The sequence below is a fragment of the Rhodococcus sp. IEGM 1306 genome, assembly GCF_036541985.1.
GTDB classification, from domain to species: Bacteria; Actinomycetota; Actinomycetes; order Mycobacteriales; family Mycobacteriaceae; genus Rhodococcus_F; species Rhodococcus_F qingshengii.
Map to the genome: position 1 here is coordinate 516,278 of NZ_JAZHFF010000005.1, position 17,441 is coordinate 533,718.

The 17,441-nt window shown below is 64.2% G+C and carries 15 protein-coding genes; 11 read left to right on the forward strand and 4 right to left on the reverse strand.

What is annotated here, in order from left to right:
- Nucleotides 1-30: 30 nt before the first annotated feature.
- On the reverse strand, nt 31-780 hold the full coding sequence (gene cofC, locus V3587_RS17895) for a 2-phospho-L-lactate guanylyltransferase (protein ID WP_095969216.1): 750 nt from the start codon (nt 778-780) through the stop codon (nt 31-33).
- 126 nt (nt 781-906) lie between these two features.
- Here cofC and V3587_RS17900 point away from each other — a divergent pair, with 126 nt between their 5' ends.
- The 3 genes from V3587_RS17900 to V3587_RS17910 all read left to right on the forward strand — a co-directional run bounded on the left by V3587_RS17900 (nt 907) and on the right by V3587_RS17910 (nt 4,232).
- Nucleotides 907-1,905, forward strand: coding sequence for an NAD(P)H-dependent glycerol-3-phosphate dehydrogenase (locus V3587_RS17900; RefSeq protein ID WP_019747941.1), 999 nt, complete (start codon nt 907-909; stop codon nt 1,903-1,905).
- A complete protein-coding gene (locus V3587_RS17905) occupies nt 1,902-3,053 on the forward strand; it encodes a cystathionine gamma-lyase (RefSeq protein ID WP_283377060.1) in 1,152 nt (383 codons plus the stop codon). The genes V3587_RS17900 and V3587_RS17905 overlap by 4 nt, the downstream gene beginning before the upstream one ends.
- Before the next feature lie 72 nt (nt 3,054-3,125).
- Nucleotides 3,126-4,232, forward strand: coding sequence for a D-alanine--D-alanine ligase family protein (locus V3587_RS17910; RefSeq protein ID WP_283377061.1), 1,107 nt, complete (start codon nt 3,126-3,128; stop codon nt 4,230-4,232).
- On the opposite strand, the gene V3587_RS17915 is transcribed toward V3587_RS17910, so the two are convergent.
- Nucleotides 4,233-4,925: a DUF3515 domain-containing protein gene (locus V3587_RS17915; protein WP_095969219.1), complete on the reverse strand. Its 693-nt coding sequence runs from the start codon at nt 4,923-4,925 to the stop codon at nt 4,233-4,235. It lies immediately after the preceding gene.
- Nucleotides 4,926-5,002: 77 nt separating this feature from the next.
- Between V3587_RS17915 and V3587_RS17920 the strand changes: the two genes are divergently transcribed.
- The 3 genes from V3587_RS17920 to V3587_RS17930 are packed head-to-tail and all read left to right on the forward strand — an operon-like array spanning nt 5,003 to nt 7,218.
- Nucleotides 5,003-6,016 carry a thiamine-phosphate kinase gene (locus V3587_RS17920; RefSeq protein WP_283377062.1) on the forward strand — a complete coding sequence of 338 codons (1,014 nt, stop codon included), beginning with the start codon at nt 5,003-5,005 and terminating at the stop codon, nt 6,014-6,016.
- Nucleotides 6,017-6,025: 9 nt separating this feature from the next.
- Nucleotides 6,026-6,547: a gamma carbonic anhydrase family protein gene (locus V3587_RS17925; protein ID WP_007729328.1), complete on the forward strand. Its 522-nt coding sequence runs from the start codon at nt 6,026-6,028 to the stop codon at nt 6,545-6,547.
- On the forward strand, nt 6,547-7,218 hold the full coding sequence (locus V3587_RS17930) for a uracil-DNA glycosylase (RefSeq protein ID WP_283377063.1): 672 nt from the start codon (nt 6,547-6,549) through the stop codon (nt 7,216-7,218). The genes V3587_RS17925 and V3587_RS17930 overlap by 1 nt, the downstream gene beginning before the upstream one ends.
- Nucleotides 7,219-7,284: 66 nt before the next feature.
- Here the strand turns inward: V3587_RS17930 and V3587_RS17935 are convergent, their stop codons facing one another.
- On the reverse strand, nt 7,285-8,079 hold the full coding sequence (locus tag V3587_RS17935; protein WP_124566322.1) for an enoyl-CoA hydratase-related protein: 795 nt from the start codon (nt 8,077-8,079) through the stop codon (nt 7,285-7,287).
- A gap of 117 nt (nt 8,080-8,196) precedes the next feature.
- Nucleotides 8,197-8,388, reverse strand: coding sequence for a 50S ribosomal protein L28 (gene rpmB, locus V3587_RS17940; RefSeq protein WP_003942669.1), 192 nt, complete (start codon nt 8,386-8,388; stop codon nt 8,197-8,199).
- Nucleotides 8,389-8,734: 346 nt separating this feature from the next.
- On the opposite strand from rpmB, the gene V3587_RS17945 reads away from it, so the two are divergent.
- The 5 genes from V3587_RS17945 to coaD all read left to right on the forward strand — a co-directional run bounded on the left by V3587_RS17945 (nt 8,735) and on the right by coaD (nt 17,358).
- Complete coding sequence (locus tag V3587_RS17945) at nt 8,735-10,444, forward strand: DAK2 domain-containing protein (RefSeq protein ID WP_124566321.1); 1,710 nt, start codon at nt 8,735-8,737, stop codon at nt 10,442-10,444.
- 73 nt (nt 10,445-10,517) lie between these two features.
- Nucleotides 10,518-12,779 (forward strand): ATP-dependent DNA helicase RecG, encoded by a 2,262-nt coding sequence (recG, locus tag V3587_RS17950; RefSeq protein WP_095969302.1) that lies wholly within the window; start codon nt 10,518-10,520, stop codon nt 12,777-12,779.
- A gap of 120 nt (nt 12,780-12,899) precedes the next feature.
- Nucleotides 12,900-16,304 carry a pyruvate carboxylase gene (locus V3587_RS17955; RefSeq protein ID WP_095969223.1) on the forward strand — a complete coding sequence of 1,135 codons (3,405 nt, stop codon included), beginning with the start codon at nt 12,900-12,902 and terminating at the stop codon, nt 16,302-16,304.
- Nucleotides 16,301-16,867, forward strand: a complete 567-nt coding sequence (gene rsmD / locus V3587_RS17960) for a 16S rRNA (guanine(966)-N(2))-methyltransferase RsmD (RefSeq protein ID WP_283377064.1) — start codon at nt 16,301-16,303, stop codon at nt 16,865-16,867. The genes V3587_RS17955 and rsmD overlap by 4 nt, the downstream gene beginning before the upstream one ends.
- Nucleotides 16,864-17,358, forward strand: coding sequence for a pantetheine-phosphate adenylyltransferase (gene coaD / locus V3587_RS17965; RefSeq protein WP_003942776.1), 495 nt, complete (start codon nt 16,864-16,866; stop codon nt 17,356-17,358). The genes rsmD and coaD overlap by 4 nt, the downstream gene beginning before the upstream one ends.
- Nucleotides 17,359-17,441 lie beyond the last annotated feature (83 nt).

Consider the following 17,441-nt stretch of genomic DNA (forward strand, 5'->3'; position numbering starts at 1 on the left):
CGCGCGGTCCGACAATCGATGAAAGAAAATTCATCGGCTGTTCGACGGCGTGGCCTTGAGTCTGGTCAACGAAGCCGATGTCGCGGGGCCTACTCCCAGTGCTCGCACAGTGCTGAGATCGGCATGGGTGTCGACGTCGGTGCGCAGTCCCGGCCATTGGCCGTTGAGTGGACGAGCACCTGAATTAGTATGTCCAAGTGCAGATTCCGGTCCGAATCGAGGGTCGAGCGCACTCTCTCCACACGCAAACAATGCGGAGGTGCCGGTGCCGTGATGATCGACGACGACGGAACGTCCGCCGCTTCGGGCGTCGGCCACGGCCTCCGTCAGTTCGCTTGGTTGCATGGCGGGCAAGTCGGCTTGCAGCACAACGAGGTCGACCACTCCGCGCTTGGCTCGGATATCGGCGGCCGCTGCACTCAGCGCCGCATTGAGGGTTTCCTCCGTGCGCGGTGTTGTGCCGTTGGTTCGGTCGCCGTCGGGAGCTGGATCGGCGTAGACCGTCACGCCGACGGAATATGCAAGGGCGGCAACGGTGGGGTCTGGGGTGACCACTGTGACGCTGTCGATGGCCGAGACGGCTGCGACGGTGGCGAGGGTGTCGTGAAGCATGGCCAACACCAGGTCTGCACGCGCGTCCGAGTCGAGTTCGCCCGCGAGGCGGGACTTGGCCGATCTCAAGGACTTGACGGCCACTATCGCATGCATGGGGCGTTCGATCTCCGTGCGCGCATGCGGTGTCTCCACGACGTGTGGGTACGGGGGTTCCGCGCTGTCCATCCCTCGATCTTGCCAGTCATCACGCTCGGTGTCCGCGGCTGCCCACCGCAGTGCACCACAGGCGATACTCTGTGCAGACGATTTTTCTGGCGGCGACCCGCTTCGCCGGGTAGACGGGGTGAGCGTGTGAGTAAGGCAGCTGTATTGGGCGCAGGTTCGTGGGGAACGGCGTTGGCGAAGGTGATGGCCGAGGCCGGAACCGACGTGACGATGTGGGCCAGGCGTGAAGAGGTCGCGAAGCGCATCGACACCACGCACGAGAACAGCGACTATCTGCCAGGCATTGCTTTGCCTTCGTCGATTCGCGCGACCCACCACCACGAGGAGGCGATGGCAGGCGCTGACTTCATCGTGCTGGCGGTTCCCTCGCAGTCGCTACGGGGAAACCTGGAGCAGTGGAAGGGCTCGATCGGACCCGATGCGACTCTGCTGAGTCTGGCCAAGGGAATCGAGACCGGGACGCTCATGCGCATGAGCCAGGTCATCGTGTCGGTGACCGGTGTGGAACCGGGGCGCGTCGCGGTGCTCTCGGGCCCGAATCTTGCACACGAGATCGCCAGCGGGCAGCCCGCGGCGACGGTGATCGCCTGCTCGGATTCCTCGCGTGCCCTCGCTCTCCAGGATGCTTGCGCTACCGGCTATTTCAGGCCGTACACCAATTCCGACGTCATCGGTTGTGAGATCGGCGGTGCGTGCAAGAACGTGATCGCACTGGCCTGTGGCATGGCCGCCGGTAGTGGGTTCGGCGACAACACGGTTGCCAGCATCATCACCCGCGGGCTCGCCGAAACAATCCGGCTCGGTGTTGCGCTCGGAGCCAAGGCGTCGACTCTCGCAGGCTTGGCGGGTGTCGGTGACCTGGTAGCGACCTGCACGTCCGAGTTGTCGCGAAACCGGACGTTCGGAGAGCGGCTCGGACGGGGCGGGTCGATGGAGTCGGCGCAGAAGGCAACCAACGGTCAGGTAGCCGAGGGCGTGAAGTCGTGCACGTCGGTACGCGCACTCGCTGCCGGATACGACGTGGAGATGCCGTTGACCGACGCGGTCCATCGGGTGTGCCACGAAGGCATGGCCGTCAGCGATGCGATCGGTCAGTTGCTCGGACGCCGGACGAAGCCGGAATGAGTGAAATCGGGATGAGTCATCGCGGGGACTACGGGGATTCGACGCGCAGCGTGAGCGCCGTCGCGCGCGAACACGCCGCGGGCAAGCCCATGCAGCTTGGGCCGATATTCGCTGCGCCGTACCAACTTTCGCCCGAGGAAGGCTCCGAGTCCGATACCTACGCTCGTGCATCGAACCCGGGTTGGCGCGGACTCGAATCAGCGCTCGCGGCGCTCGAAGGAGCGGACTACGCCCTCGTCATGGGATCGGGAATGTCCGCGATCACCGCGACCTTGCGCAGCGTGCTCGTCACCGGAGATACCGTCGTCGTGCCCTCGGACGGGTACTACCAGGTGCGGTTGTACGCGAACGAGCGCCTCGCGCCGTTGGGGATCACGGTTCGCGAAGTTTCGACTCTGCAGATGGGCGACGCGAGCTTCGCGGATCTGCTCGCCGCGTCGCCGGGCCGCGTGGTCGTCGTCGCCGAGACGCCGTCCAACCCGGTGCTGGACGTGGTCGACCTTCGCGTGCTCGCCGACGTGTGCCACCGATCGGGCGCGCTGCTGATCGTCGACAACACGACTGCGACACCGCTGGGGCAGTGCCCGCTCGAATTGGGTGCCGACATCGTCGTGGCCAGCGGTACCAAGGCCCTCAGCGGGCACAGTGACCTCCTGATGGGTTACGTCGCCACCTCCGATGCGGCTGTGAGTCAGCGAATCGAGCGTGAGCGACTTCTTTCGGGAACAGTGCTCGGCCCCTTCGAGACGTGGCTTGCGCACCGCAGTCTCGGCACGGCAGGCCTGCGATTCGGACGTCAGTGCGACAACGCGCTGGCCCTGGCCGAGATGTTGGCGGGACACAAAGCGGTCCGGTCCGTTCGTTACCCGGGCCTTCGCGGTGACCCGTCCTTCGCAACGGCATCCGGTCAGATGAATCGATTCGGCGGACTGGTGAGCGTCGAACTGGATTCGGCTCAGGCATTCCACTCGTTCGTCGAAGCGAGCGCGCTCGTCACGGCCGCCACCAGCTTCGGCGGGATCCACACGACGGCGGATCGCCGTGCGCGCTGGGGCGATCCGGTCAGTGCGGGTTTTGTCCGAATCGCTTGTGGCATCGAGGACACCGCCGATCTTCTGGTCGACATCGAGCGTGCGCTCGACGCGTGAGCGGACCACGTCGATGATTTCGGGTCCGGCCCGATCGCGTGCCGAAGTCGATTCGGCGGTACGGTTTGACGCGTGAACAGCAGCCGTACCCGCGTGGCCGTGATCTTCGGTGGCCGGAGCAATGAGCATTCAGTGTCCTGTGTTTCCGCCGGAAGCGTCCTGAGCAACCTCGACCCCGATCGGTACGACGTCGTACCGATCGGCATCACCGTCGACGGTTCCTGGGTGCTCGGTTCGAGCGACCCCAACTCCCTCGCGATCAGCGGGCGCGCACTGCCGTCGGTCGACAAGGACGGAACGTCGGTGGTCCTCAGCCCGGACCCCACCCGCGAGGGCGAAGTCATCTCCTTCGACGGGTCGGACGCCGGTGCTGTGCTCGCGTCGGTCGACGTCGTGTTCCCCGTTCTGCATGGGGCTTACGGCGAAGACGGCACCATTCAGGGTCTGCTCGAACTTGCCGGGGTTCCGTACGTCGGACCCGGAGTCCTGGCCAGCGCCGCCGGCATGGACAAAGAGTTCACGAAGAAGCTTCTTGCTGCTGAAGGACTTCCCGTCGGAGTGCAGGTCGTGCTTCGACCGGGAACCGCAACGCTCACCGAAGAGCAGAAGGCTGAGTTAGGCCTTCCGGTTTTCGTGAAGCCCGCTCGTGGAGGCTCGTCCATCGGCATCACTCGGGTGAGCAATTGGGACGGTCTGGACGGGGCGATTGCTCATGCACGCCTGCACGATCCCAAGGTGATCGTCGAAGGCGCGATTATCGGCCGCGAGGTGGAATGCGGCGTCCTCGAATTCCCGAACGGCGACGTCAAGGCGAGTGTGGTCGCCGAGATCCGGATGCCGGATTCCGACGCCGATTCGGACGCGTTCTACGACTTCGACACCAAGTACCTCGACGACGTCTGTGAATTCGACATCCCTGCGAAACTCGACGAGTCGGTGAGCGACCAGATCAGGGAGCTTGCAGTCCGCGCGTTCAAGGCCCTCGATTGCCAAGGACTCTCGCGAGTCGACTTCTTCGTCACGGCCGACGGTCCGGTGATCAACGAGATCAACACGATGCCCGGGTTCACCTCCATCTCGATGTACCCGAAGATGTGGAACGCCACCGGAATCGATTACCGCACTTTGATTTCGACACTGGTCGACACCGCCATCGCTCGAGGCACCGGCCTTCGCTGATCAGGGAACCGCGACCGGTGCCGGGTCGAGAGGCTTCTGTTCGAGAGTCGCCGTGATGGTGTCGGAGATCTCCTGAATCGGCGTCGGGCCGGTCCCGTCGGGGATAGTGATACCGATGTACTCGCCACGGTCTACGGCAAACCACGTGCTCGCCGCCAGACCGATGTCGGTTCCCGAGACCTGGAACCACTGCACGCCGTTGACGACCTGTAGCGCTGCCGCCTGATCGAACTCGGACGGACGGTCTAATCCGCAGCGCAGCACGATCGGCTCACCTTCGCTGCGCTGCCAAGCGGCGGCTCCGACCGGAGCAGGCTCCACCAACTCGGCTTTCGTGAAGTCGTCGATCTTGTCGGGAAGCGCATCGAGAAGGGAAACGCAGGCCTCCGACTCTGCAGCCGGTGCCGGCACGGGACCGAGCGCCACGGGCGAGAGTTCGGGGTTGTTTCCCGCGACGACGGCTGCGATCACCACTCCGACGATCAGGGCCACCGGGAGCGCGATGGCGGTCGCGATCAGTGCCGGACTGCGGCGCTCGGACGGATCGTCGTCGCCGTCGGGGTCGATGTCGGTGTTGTCTGCGGTGGAAGTGTTTTCTGCCATGCTCAGTTCTTCGCTCGGGTCCTGGTCCAGTCGATCGGCGGTCTTGTCACTTCTGAGGACACGGCGGTGAATCGGTAGGATTGCCGACACACGCGTGAGCTTGCAGAAGCATTCACGACCACAGCTAGAAGGTACCGCAGGCCGCTTACGAGCGAATTGCGTCGGCATTGGAGACACTCATCGCATCATCGGAGTTCGCTGCATCATCGGAGTTCGGGTCAGAGCACACCGTCGAACAGGTGGGGGAGTTCGACGTGATCGCGCGCTCTCTCGTCGGCCGAATCCAACCGGTCACCACTGAATTGGGGCCGGGGGACGATGCCGCGATCGTGACCTCCGGTGACGGTCGCGTCGTCGTCTCGTCCGACATGCTGGTCGAAGGTCGACATTTCCGAATGGACTGGTCTTCGCCGCGGGACATCGGCCGCAAGGCGGTGGCCCAGAACGCTGCCGACGTGGTGTCGATGGGAGCGAGGCCGACGGCATTCACCGTGTCTCTGGGGTGCCCACCGTCGACTCCCGTCGACGTGGTCGACGGGATCTCGGCCGGGATCTGGGACGCGGCAACCGATCTGGGAGCCGGTGTAGTCGGCGGAGACCTCGTCCAATCACCGGTGATCGTCGTGTCGGTGACCGTCCTCGGCGATCTGGGCGGCCGTCCGGCAGTGCTGCGGTCGGGAGCGAAGGTCGGTGACAGGATCGCGGTCGCCGGGTTGTTCGGTTGCTCGGCAGCGGGTTTGGCCCTACTTCTCGACGAAGCGGAAGGTTTTCCGGATTTGCTTGCTTCTCATCGGATTCCGAATCCGCCCTATGAATCGGCTTGGGCGGCGGCAGGATCAGCACATTCGATGACCGACGTATCCGACGGATTGATCGCGGATCTCCGACATCTTGCAGAGGCATCGGACGTGCGGTTCGACATCTTCTCGGCGACGGTTCCGACCTCACCCGACGTCGCGTCGGCGTCCGAGGTCCTCGACGTCGATCCGCTGGACTGGATCCTCTCCGGTGGTGAAGATCACGGATTTGCAGCAACTTTCGGGCCGGAAGTCGAGATTCCTTCGGGGTGGACTGTGATCGGTGAGGTCGTCGGCGGGTCCGGTGTGACGGTCGACGGTTCCCTCCGCGAGAGCGGCGGAGGTTGGCACAGCTTTTCGACCACCGGCACCACCGCGGTATAGGTTGCTTTCATGGCTGTATATGCACTTGGAGACAGAGTTCCGGACATCCATCCGGACGCGTACGTCCACCCGGACGCGGTGGTGATCGGCGCCGTGACTCTCGCGGCGGGAACCTCTATCTGGCCGCAAGCGGTATTGCGTGGTGACTACGGAACCATTTCGGTGGGAATCGGATCCAACATCCAGGACGGAACTGTCATCCACTGCACCGCCATCGATGCAACCGTCATCGGCTCCGGTTGCGTCGTTGGCCACAACGCGCACATCGAGGGGTCGACCATCGAGGACCACTGCCTGATCGCATCGGGGTCAGTTGTTCTCAACGGTACGGTGATCGGGACGGGGTCGATCGTCGCCGCTGGTGCGGTGGTGGCCAACAAGATGCAGGTTCCGCCGCGCAGCATGGCACTCGGTGTGCCGGCCAAGGTCCGTGCGGGATACGAGGTTCCGCTCGGTCACCTCGACGGGAACGTCAAGATGTACGCAGCCAATGCGGCGTACTACCGCGACGCGTTGCGCAGGCTCGACTGATGGCGCCGCTTGCAGAGATCGTCGATCCAGGGTGGGCGCGGGCACTCGAACCGGTCTCGGAGCAGATCTCCGCGATGGGTAAGTTCTTGCGCGACGAGATCGCTGCGGGACGGGAGTATCTGCCTGCGGGAGAGAAAGTCTTGCGTGCATTCACGAACCCGTTCGACGACGTTCGGGTGCTGATCGTCGGTCAAGACCCCTATCCGACGCCCGGTCATGCTGTCGGGTTGAGCTTTTCGGTTGCCCCGGACGTGCGGCCGGTTCCGCGAAGCCTCGGCAACATCTACAAGGAGTATCACCAGGATCTCGGGTTGCCGATACCGCCGAACGGCGATCTGACGCCGTGGTCGAAACAAGGTGTGCTGCTTCTCAATCGCGTTCTCACCGTGCAGCCTGGGCAAGCCGCTTCTCATCGCAAGAAGGGCTGGGAACCGGTCACCGAGCAGGCTATCCGCGCTCTGGTCGCGCGGTCGTCGCCGATGGTGGCGATCTTGTGGGGTCGGGACGCGGCCACCCTCGCGCCGATGCTCGGCGACACACCGATCATCGAATCCGCGCACCCGTCACCGCTTTCGGCCTCGCGCGGTTTCTTCGGTTCGCGCCCGTTCAGTCGTGCGAACGAACTCTTGACCGGACTGGGAGCCGATCCGGTCGACTGGAATCTGGGCTGATCGAACTGCGTCTGCACTCACCTGGCATGCCGAACGTCGTGGCGCGACGTTCGGCATGCCGCTGACTTACGCCTGCTTTGCGGAAGTGAAATCGGGGCGACGCTTTTCGACGAATGCGTCGACACCTTCGCGGCCGATCGGGCTGTTCGCCGCGAGGGCGATGGACGCAGCTTCGGCGTCGAGTTGCTCGGCAAGCGAGTTCGTCCGTGACGAACGCAGCAGCGCTTTGATTCCCGAGTACGACGTGCTCGGCCCGTTGGCCAAGGCGCGGGCGAGGCGAGCCGCCTCTTCCTGAACCTCGTCGTCGCCGACGAGTCGCGTGAGAATCCCCAGGCGGACGGCTTCGTCGCCACCGATCACCGAATCGTTGAGAAGAATCTCGCGAGCGCGTGCCGCACCGACGATGCGGGGGAGTGTCCATGACATCCCGCCGTCCGGGGTGAAACCGATGGAGGGGTAGGCAGGGCGAAGCTTGGTGCCGGTTCCGCCGATCGCGACGTCCGCGAGGCAGACCAGGCTCATTCCGGCGCCGGCCGCCCATCCGTGGACTCCGGCGACCACCGGAGCGGTCGCGGCGTCGAGCGCGCGTACGAACACGTGGAAGACGCGGGCAACTTCGGCCACGTACTCGCCGCGGTCGGGGGCTGCTGCGAATGCACGGACGTTGCCGCCGGCACAGAAGTTTGCGCCCTCGCCGACCAGAAGGATGCTCCCGATGTCGTTTCCGACTGTCTCGAGCGCCTGCGCGCCCTGAACCAGTCCTTCGTCGTCGAGTGAGGTGCCGTTGGCGGCGGTGGAAATGGTGATGCGGAGTACGCCCTCGTCGAGGGTCACTTTGCTCAGGTCATCGATAGAAGTCACTCAACGCACATTACGGGTGCCTGACAGCCAAACGAAACACGGGGACACATAGATACAGCTCTGCCCCCGTCACCGAAGTGACGGGGGCAGAGCCTGCAATAGTTTGTGCTCGGGCAATCAGCCCCGAGCGACCTTGCCTGCCTTCAGGCAGGAGGTGCACACGTTGACCTTACGGGTGTTACCCGGGGCAACCTCGGTACGAACAGACTGAATGTTCGGGTTCCAGCGACGATTGGTACGCCGGTGCGAGTGCGAGACCGACTTACCGAAGCCGGGCCCCTTGGCGCATACGTCGCAGACGGCAGCCATAGTCGCGAACTCCTTGTTAGAAATGAATATTGAAGTGGTTACCCTACACGGTAGGGCAGCCAGAATTACAATCCGAATATACTCGACTTCGAACCGATCCTTGACCGCTCACTGTGCAGTCGAACGTGAAAACAGTCAATCAGCAACAAACAATGTGCAGCATTATTTCGTGTAGCCCGTTCGAGGCAACCGTGTAAGAGTAACCGCTTCCGGCCCGAATGGCCAAACCGCCCGGTAGTCACGGTTGCGCCGAAGCGTCGGACTACCCTCGACTGCACCGATCGCCGATCTCGTTTCGTCGCGGTCAGTCAGTCGTCAGTCTTTCCGTCGTGGAAGGGAACCGTCAGTGGGGGAAGTGCAACGCGTCGCCGATGAAGTGGAATCCGTCGCGGACGGCCATCTGCTGCGGCGCTGGGCCCGTCGGGCGGTCGACAGCCTCCAGAAACGTCGTGGAGAGATCAACAGCCTCAACGTCTTTCCCATCCCTGATTCGGATACCGGCACCAACCTGTTGTTCACGATGCGAGCTGCCCTCGATTCCGCCGAGACGATCGAGGACGACGTCCGCAGTGCCGGTCGCGTCGCCAACGCTCTGGCTCGGGGCGCGGTATCGGGTGCCAGGGGCAATTCCGGAGTGATCTTGTCCCAGGTGATCCGGGGCATTGCCGAGAGCGTCCACGGCGAGCACATCGACGGCCGCAGCTTTGCGAACTCGCTGACAACGGCGACGGCGCTGGCCTCTCGGGCTGTCTCCGATCTGGTGGAAGGCACCATCGTCACGGTTTTGCGCGCGTCGGGGGAGGCGGCGCAGGAGTGCGTCGACACCAGGACGCCGAGTGGCGAGGACCTTGCTTCCGTGGTTGCCGCCGCTGCCGATGCGGCTGCGGTCGCGTTGAACAAGACCCCGGAGCAACTGGACGTTCTGGCCTCCGCCGGAGTGGTCGATGCCGGGGGATTCGGACTCGTTCTGATTCTCGACGCATTTGTCGAGGTGGTGACCGGGAAAGCGCAGGTTCGCGAGGATCTGGGGACGCCGGACCCGAAGTCGAGCGCAGTTGTCGACGTCAGCGCTTTCGATCACGATTGGGCTCACAAGAGCCCGATCGAATGTGGTGATCACTCGGAACAGGATTTCGAGGTCATGTACCTCGTCGACGACTCGGACGACGATCGCATGACGGCGCTGCGCACGCGGCTGTCCGTCCTCGGGGATTCGACGGTCATCGTCAGCGACGGCTTCGGTGGCTGGTCGGTGCACGTGCATTGCTGCGATGCCGGCGCTGCCGTCGAGGCAGGTCTCGAGGCCGGGAAGGTCCACGGCATTCGCATCAGCAGTTTTCTCGTCGACGAACGAGACCAGCTGGTGGCACGGGCGGAGAGGCGATTCCCCGGCGCCGGCGCGCGCGGCGTATTGGCTGTCGTTGCCGGTGACAGTGCGGCGGCGTTGTTCGAGAGTGAGGGCGCGACGGTTCTTCGGTGCGACGACGCGCCGGTGACACGCGCGCAACTGCTCGGCCGCATCCGTCAGATGGAGCGAAGCGAAGTTCTGGTGCTTCCGAACGGAGCTTTGACCGCTCAGGAACTGGTCGCAGTCAGTGCCGCTGCCCGCGATCCGCTTCACCAGGTTCTGCTGCTGTCGACATCGTCGATGGTCCAGGGCCTGGCGGCCCTCGCCGTTCACGACGCTCAGCGCAACGTCGCCGACGACGGCTTCACGATGTCCGAGGCCGCAGCTGCGACTCGGTGGGGATCGCTGCGCATTGCCGTCGAACGCTCCCTGACGTACGTCGGGACCTGTGACCCGGGTGACGCGATCGGTCTGATGGGGCACGAGGTGGTGCTCATCGGACCCGACGTCGCGGAGTCGAGTGCGCGACTGGTCGACCTTGCGCTCGGATCCGGTGGCGAACTCGTGACCCTACTCATGGGTGCGGACGCGCCGGACGACCTGGCCGGGCAACTCGAGGCACACGTGATCGCGCATCACCCGGGCGTCGACGTGCTCGTCTATCAGGGTGATCAGCCGGGTGACCTGTTCCAGTTGGGTGTGGAGTGATCGAACCGGGTCTGTCGGTGACTACTGATATACGAACACATGTGCTTACCGCGACACTGTGCTGGAGGAACTGATGGCGACGCTCGCCGACCCGCTCGATCGGCTGCTGGGAAAGAAGACCGCGGACGCGCTCGACGAGGCATTCGAGATCCGGACGGTCGAGGACCTGCTGCGTCACTACCCACATCGGTACGCGTCGGCAGGCAAGGAACTTGCCGAGAAGGAGCCGCCCGAGGGTGAGCACATCACCATCATCGCGCGGGTGGCGTCGGCGGCCGTCGTGAAGATGAAGAACCGTCCGGGGCAGATGTTGCGAGTATCGCTGGCCACTGATTCGCAGACCGTCGACGTCACGTTCTTCAACCCGCAGAAGGTGCGGCACGTCATCAAGCCCGGCGTGCGGGCGATGTTCTCCGGGACGGTGAAGTACTTCCGCGGCAAGTGGTCTCTCACTCATCCGAGTTACCTGATCCTGCCGGAACCTCGTGTCGGCGAGGAGGATTCGGTGGTTCCCTTGGCGTCTATCAAGGGAGCCGGTGACCTTGCGGGCCTGGCTCGCGCAAATCAGGATCCCGGCGCGGAACTCGATCTGTCCGTCTTCGACCGCGCATTGATCCCGCTGTATCCGGCGACCCGCGAGGTCGAGAGTTGGACCATCATGCGGTGCGTGCGGCAAGTACTCGACCAACTCGATCCGATCGAGGAGCCGTTACCTGACGAGACCAGGGCGGAACACGGATTCATCGGTTTGGACGAGGCGCTGCGTACCGTTCACCTCCCGGATACCAAGGAAGACATCGAACGAGCACAGGATCGTCTGCGTTTCGACGAGGCGCTGTCTCTGCAGTTGGTCCTCGCGATGCGTCGTCACGACAACTCCGAGCGTGTGGCTCCGGCCTGCGCTCCGGTTGCCGGCGGGATCGCGGATCAGTTCGAGGAGATGCTCCCGTTCACTCTGACGGAGGGACAGCAAGCAGTCGCCGAGGAGATCTCCGGCGACCTCGCCCGCCCACACCCGATGAGCCGGCTTCTCCAAGGCGAGGTCGGGTCAGGCAAGACGATCGTGGCTCTGCGCGCGATGCTGCAGGTCGTCGATGCGGGGTATCAGTGCGCGTTGCTCGCACCCACCGAGGTCCTGGCAAATCAGCACGCGCGATCACTGCGCAAGATGATGGGCCCGCTGGCCGCAGGCGGTGAGCTCGGTTCGGCCGAACATTCCACCCGGATCGCCCTTTTGACCGGCTCGCTGCCTGTGGCTGCCAAGCGCGCAGCGCTGCTCGAAGCCGTGACCGGCGACGCCGGGATCGTCATCGGTACCCATGCACTCATTCAGGACAACGTGGAGTTCTTCAACCTCGGCATGGTTGTGGTCGACGAGCAGCACCGCTTCGGTGTCGAGCAACGTGATCAATTGCGATCACGTGCCCGCGAAGGACTGAGTCCGCATCTGCTGGTGATGACGGCAACGCCGATTCCGCGGACCATCGCCATGACGGTGCTCGGCGACCTCGAGGTATCGACCCTGCGAGAGCTTCCGCGTGGGCGAACCCCGATCAAGAGCAGTGTCGTGCCCGCGAAGCAGAAGCCGCAGTGGGTGGATCGGGCATGGGAACGAATCCGTGAGGACGTCGCGGACGGTCGTCAGGCGTATGTCGTGTGCTCGCGGATCGGCGACGGTGAGCAGGGTGCCGGTGAGGACCAGTTCACCGAGGAGAAGCAGCCGGAGACCAAGTCGGCGGTCGACGTCTTCGAGGAGCTGTCGAGCGGCCCGCTGGCCGACCTGCGAGTGGGGTTACTGCACGGTCGACTGCCTTCCGACGAAAAAGACGTCGTGATGAGCGCGTTCAACGTCGGTGACATAGACGTCCTTGTCTGTACGACCGTTGTCGAAGTCGGTGTCGACGTTCCGAACGCGACGGTGATGGTGATCGTCGACGCCGAGCGGTTCGGCGTCAGTCAGCTCCATCAGCTGCGCGGACGAGTCGGTCGAGGCAAACACCAGGGACTGTGCATCCTCGTCACCGGAAGCAATCCCGGCGGACCGGCGTACGAGCGGCTCTCGGCGGTGGCAGCGACCAACGACGGGTTCGAACTGGCTCAACTCGACCTCGCGACCAGACGTGAAGGAGACATCCTCGGTGCGGCGCAGTCGGGCACAACCTCGAATCTGCGACTGCTTTCCCTCATGGCCCACGGGGACATCCTCGAGTCCGCCAGGGAGTTCGCTCAGGGAATCGTCGACTCCGATCCGTCGCTCGAGGGTCATCCCGCCCTCGCTTCCATGGTTACCGCTGCCCTGGACTCCGACCGGATCGAGTACCTCGAGAAGTCGTGACGGGTATGACGACAAGCTGAAATCGAATAGCACGAGGACCGCCGGGTTGGTTTCTCGATTCAGTCCGAAATATGAGACTCCGCATGTAGACGCAAGATGAAATCGGGGTAGTTTTCTCGAATGTTCTCCAAAGTGCTCGTCGCGAACCGCGGCGAAATTGCGATCCGTGCCTTCCGCGCCGCCTACGAACTAGGTGCCGGAACCGTCGCGGTGTTCCCGTACGAGGATCGGAACTCGATCCACCGTCTCAAGGCAGACGAGAGCTACCAGATCGGGGAGAAGGGTCACCCCGTTCGCGCCTATCTCTCGGTCGAGGAAATCGTCGCCGCCGCCAAGAGCGCCGGAGCCGACGCCATCTACCCCGGTTACGGCTTCCTCTCCGAGAACCCGGATCTGTCGGCGGCGTGCGCCGAGGCAGGCATCAAGTTCGTCGGCCCGTCCGCCGAGATCCTCGAGTTGACTGGTAACAAGGCTCGGGCCATCGCAGCGGCAAAGGCTGCCGGCCTGCCGGTGCTCGCGTCCTCGGAGCCGTCAGCGGACATCGACGAGTTGCTCGCGGCCGCCGAGGACATGACCTTCCCGATCTTCGTCAAGGCTGTCGCAGGCGGCGGTGGACGCGGAATGCGCCGCGTTGCGGAGCGCTCACAACTCAAGGAAGCGATCGAAGCCGCAGCGCGCGAAGCGGAATCGGCCTTCGGCGATTCGACGGTCTTCCTCGAGCAGGCCGTCATCGACCCCCGGCACATCGAAGTGCAGATCCTCGCCGACGAGCAGGGCAACGTCATCCACCTCTTCGAGCGTGACTGCTCGCTGCAGCGTCGCCACCAGAAGGTGATCGAGCTTGCTCCGGCGCCCAATCTCTCAGAAGAGTTGCGCGCCAAGATCTGTGCCGACGCCGTCGCCTTCGCGAAGGAGATCGGGTACACGTGCGCAGGCACCGTCGAGTTCCTCCTCGACAAGCGCGGCAATCACGTGTTCATCGAGATGAACCCGCGAATTCAGGTGGAGCACACCGTCACCGAAGAAGTGACGGACGTAGACCTCGTCCAGTCGCAGCTCAAGATCGCGTCCGGTTCGACGCTTGCAGAACTTGGTCTGTCACAGGACACGATCAAGCTCCGCGGCGCCGCACTGCAGTGCCGCATCACGACCGAGGATCCGGCCAACGGATTCCGCCCCGACACGGGCCGCATCACCGCGTACCGCACCCCGGGCGGAGCCGGTATCCGACTCGACGGCGGCGCCACGCTCGGAGCCGAGGTCGGAGCGTACTTCGACTCGATGCTGGTCAAGCTCACCTGCCGTGGTCGCGACCTCGAAGCCGCTGTCGCGAGGGCTCGCCGCGCGGTCACCGAGTTCCGCATTCGTGGCGTCTCGACCAACATTCCGTTCCTGCAGGCGGTTCTCGACGACCCGGACTTCCGTGCCGGACGCGTGACGACCTCCTTCATCGAGGAACGTCCGCAGCTGCTGACCCTGCGTTCCTCCGCCGACCGAGGCACCAAGATCCTGACCTACCTCGCCGACGTGACGGTCAACAAGCCGCACGGTGAGCGACCCTCGGCGGTGTACCCGCAGGACAAGCTGCCCAAGATCGATCTTTCGACGCCTCCTCCTGCCGGTAGCCGTCAGCGCCTGCTCGAACTCGGACCCGAAGGTTTCGCGAAGGCACTGCGCGAACAGAAGGCCGTGGGCGTCACCGACACCACCTTCCGCGACGCGCACCAGTCGTTGTTGGCCACGCGAGTTCGAACCAGCGGACTGCTCGGAGTTGCCGGGCACGTGGCCCGGCTGACTCCGGAACTGCTCTCGATCGAAGCCTGGGGCGGCGCCACTTACGATGTGGGACTTCGCTTCCTGCACGAGGATCCGTGGTACCGGCTCGCCGCACTGCGCGAGGCGATTCCCAACATCTGCCTCCAGATGCTTCTTCGCGGTCGAAACACGGTGGGCTACACGCCATATCCCGAAAAGGTCACGCGCGCATTCGTTCAGGAAGCCACAGACACCGGCATCGACATCTTCCGAATCTTCGACGCGCTCAACAACGTCGACCAGATGCGCCCTGCCATCGACGCGGTGCGTGAGACCGGAACGGCCCTCGCCGAGGTGGCGTTGAGCTACACCGGTGATCTGTCGGATCCGAACGAAACTCTGTACACGCTCGACTACTACCTGAAGCTGGCCGAAGAGATCGTCGACGCCGGTGCTCACGTGCTCGCGATCAAGGACATGGCAGGCCTGCTGCGTGCTCCGGCGGCTACCAAGCTGGTGACGGCTCTACGCAGCAACTTCGATCTGCCGGTTCACGTTCACACACACGACACTCCCGGTGGACAGTTGGCCACGTACTTCGCAGCATGGCAGGCGGGCGCCGACGCGGTCGACGGTGCTTCCGCGGCACTGGCCGGAACCACCAGCCAGCCTGCTCTCTCGGCCATCGTTGCCGCCGCTGCGCACTCCGAGTTCGACACCGGACTGAACCTGCAGAACGTGTGCGACCTCGAGCCGTACTGGGAGGCGCTGCGAAAGGTGTACGCGCCGTTCGAATCCGGACTGCCGGCTCCGACGGGACGCGTGTACACGCACGAGATTCCGGGCGGCCAACTCTCCAATCTCCGGACCCAGGCCGTTGCTCTCGGTCTCGGCGACCGGTTCGAAGAGGTCGAAGCCAAGTACGCCGACGCAGACCGCATGCTCGGACATCTTGTGAAGGTGACGCCGTCGTCGAAGGTCGTCGGCGACCTCGCGCTCCATCTTGTCGGCGCCGGCGTGCCTTCGGAGGAGTTCGCCGCAGATCCGGCGAAGTTCGACATCCCCGACTCCGTGGTGGGCTTCCTGCGCGGTGAACTCGGTACGCCTCCCGGTGGCTGGCCGGAACCGTTCCGCAGCAAGGCCCTCGAAGGACGTGGCCAGGCCAAGCCGGAAGCGACGCTCTCCGCCGAGGACGAGGTGCTGCTCGAGGGCTCGTCGAAGGACCGTCAGGCGACGCTGAACCGTCTGCTGTTCCCCGGCCCGACAAAGGAATTCCTCGAGCACCGTGAGAAGTACGGTGACACGTCGCGGCTTTCGGCAAACCAGTTCTTCTACGGGTTGCGGCGCGGCGACGAGCACCGCGTCGAGTTGGCTCCCGGCGTGGAGCTGATCATCGGTCTCGAAGCGATCTCCGAGCCCGACGAGCGCGGCTATCGCACTGTCATGTGCATCCTGAACGGCCAGTTGCGCCCGGTCTCGATCCGTGATCGCTCCATTGCCAGTGACGTGCCGGTGGCGGAGAAGGCCGACAAGAACAATCCGGGCCACGTGGCGGCACCGTTCGCGGGTGTCGTGACGCTCGCGGTGAAGGAAGGCCAGAAGATCGAGGCCGGCGACACCGTGGCCACGATCGAAGCGATGAAGATGGAAGCGGCGATCACCTCGCCGCGCGCCGGCGTCGTATCGCGGATCGCGATCAGCGCCGTCCAACAGGTCGAGGGCGGAGACCTGCTGGTAGTCGTCTCGACGGGGGAGAGCGCCGCAGAGTGACACGCATCATCTCGGGACTCGCGGGCGGTCGACGCCTGCGAGTCCCGCCGAGCGGCACCCGTCCCACGTCGGATCGGGTTCGCGAGGCGCTGTTCAGTGCTCTCGAAGCGCGCATCGATCTCGAAGGGTGCGCGGTTCTCGACCTCTTCGCTGGTTCGGGTGCTCTGGGCCTCGAAGCGCTTTCGCGGGGGGCCGAGCACGTCGTTCTCGTGGAATCGGATGCCAAGGCTGCTGCCGTCATCAAGGCGAACATCGGCACTGTCGCGTTGCCGGGAGCGACGGTTCGCGCCGCTCCGGTCGCGGCCGTGGTCTCCGGTCCGAGCGCGCGCGAATACGACATCGTGATCGCGGACCCGCCGTACGCGGTGACCGACGATGCCGTCGTGTCCATGCTCACTGATCTGCATGCCAACAAATGGGTGGGGGAGGGCACGATCGTCGTACTCGAACGTTCGTCGCGCTCGCCGGAGACCGTGTGGCCGCAGGGCTACGAGCCGATCAAGGCCAAAAACTACGGTGAAGCCCGCATCGAGCTGGCCACCTGCTACGGTCTGGACTCATGACTGGCGCCGTCTGCCCCGGATCCTTCGACCCCGTGACCAACGGTCACCTCGACGTAATCGGAAGAGTTGCTGCGCAATTCGACGAGGTCGTGGTCACCGTGCTGATCAACAAGAGCAAGCGTGGCATGTTCACGATCGACGAGCGGATCGAGATGCTCGAAGACGCGACGAGTCACCTGCCCAACGTTCGCGTCACGTCGTGGCACGGACTGCTGGTCGACTATGCGAAACAAGAAGGCCTCAGCGCGATAGTCAAGGGTCTGCGCGGCGCGAACGACTTCGATTACGAGCTGCAGATGGCTCAGATGAATCAGAAGCTCACGGGCGTCGACACACTGTTCGTCGCCACGAATCCGACGTACAGCTACCTGTCGAGTTCTCTGGTGAAGGAAGTCGCGACCTTCGGCGGCGACGTCTCCGACATGCTGCCTGCCAAGGTGCATTCTCGGCTACTCGCGCGTATCGCCGAGCGAGCAGCCGAAAACAGCTGATCCCCGACACACCGACCACGACGACACCCCGTTGGCTGTTCTTCCGGCAAACTTGGACAGGAACGGGCACAGGTCCGAGTGGA

Bases quoted from the DNA above. Each gene is read 5' to 3' on its own strand.
- cofC (WP_095969216.1), bottom strand. From the start codon at position 780: ATGGACAGCGCGGAACCCCCGTACCCACACGTCGTGGAGACACCGCAT.
- V3587_RS17905 (WP_283377060.1), top strand. From the start codon at position 1,902: ATGAGTGAAATCGGGATGAGTCATCGCGGGGACTACGGGGATTCGACG.
- V3587_RS17925 (WP_007729328.1), top strand. From the start codon at position 6,026: ATGGCTGTATATGCACTTGGAGACAGAGTTCCGGACATCCATCCGGAC.
- V3587_RS17930 (WP_283377063.1), top strand. From the start codon at position 6,547: ATGGCGCCGCTTGCAGAGATCGTCGATCCAGGGTGGGCGCGGGCACTC.
- rpmB (WP_003942669.1), bottom strand. From the start codon at position 8,388: ATGGCTGCCGTCTGCGACGTATGCGCCAAGGGGCCCGGCTTCGGTAAG.
- recG (WP_095969302.1), top strand. From the start codon at position 10,518: ATGGCGACGCTCGCCGACCCGCTCGATCGGCTGCTGGGAAAGAAGACC.
- V3587_RS17955 (WP_095969223.1), top strand. From the start codon at position 12,900: ATGTTCTCCAAAGTGCTCGTCGCGAACCGCGGCGAAATTGCGATCCGT.
- coaD (WP_003942776.1), top strand. From the start codon at position 16,864: ATGACTGGCGCCGTCTGCCCCGGATCCTTCGACCCCGTGACCAACGGT.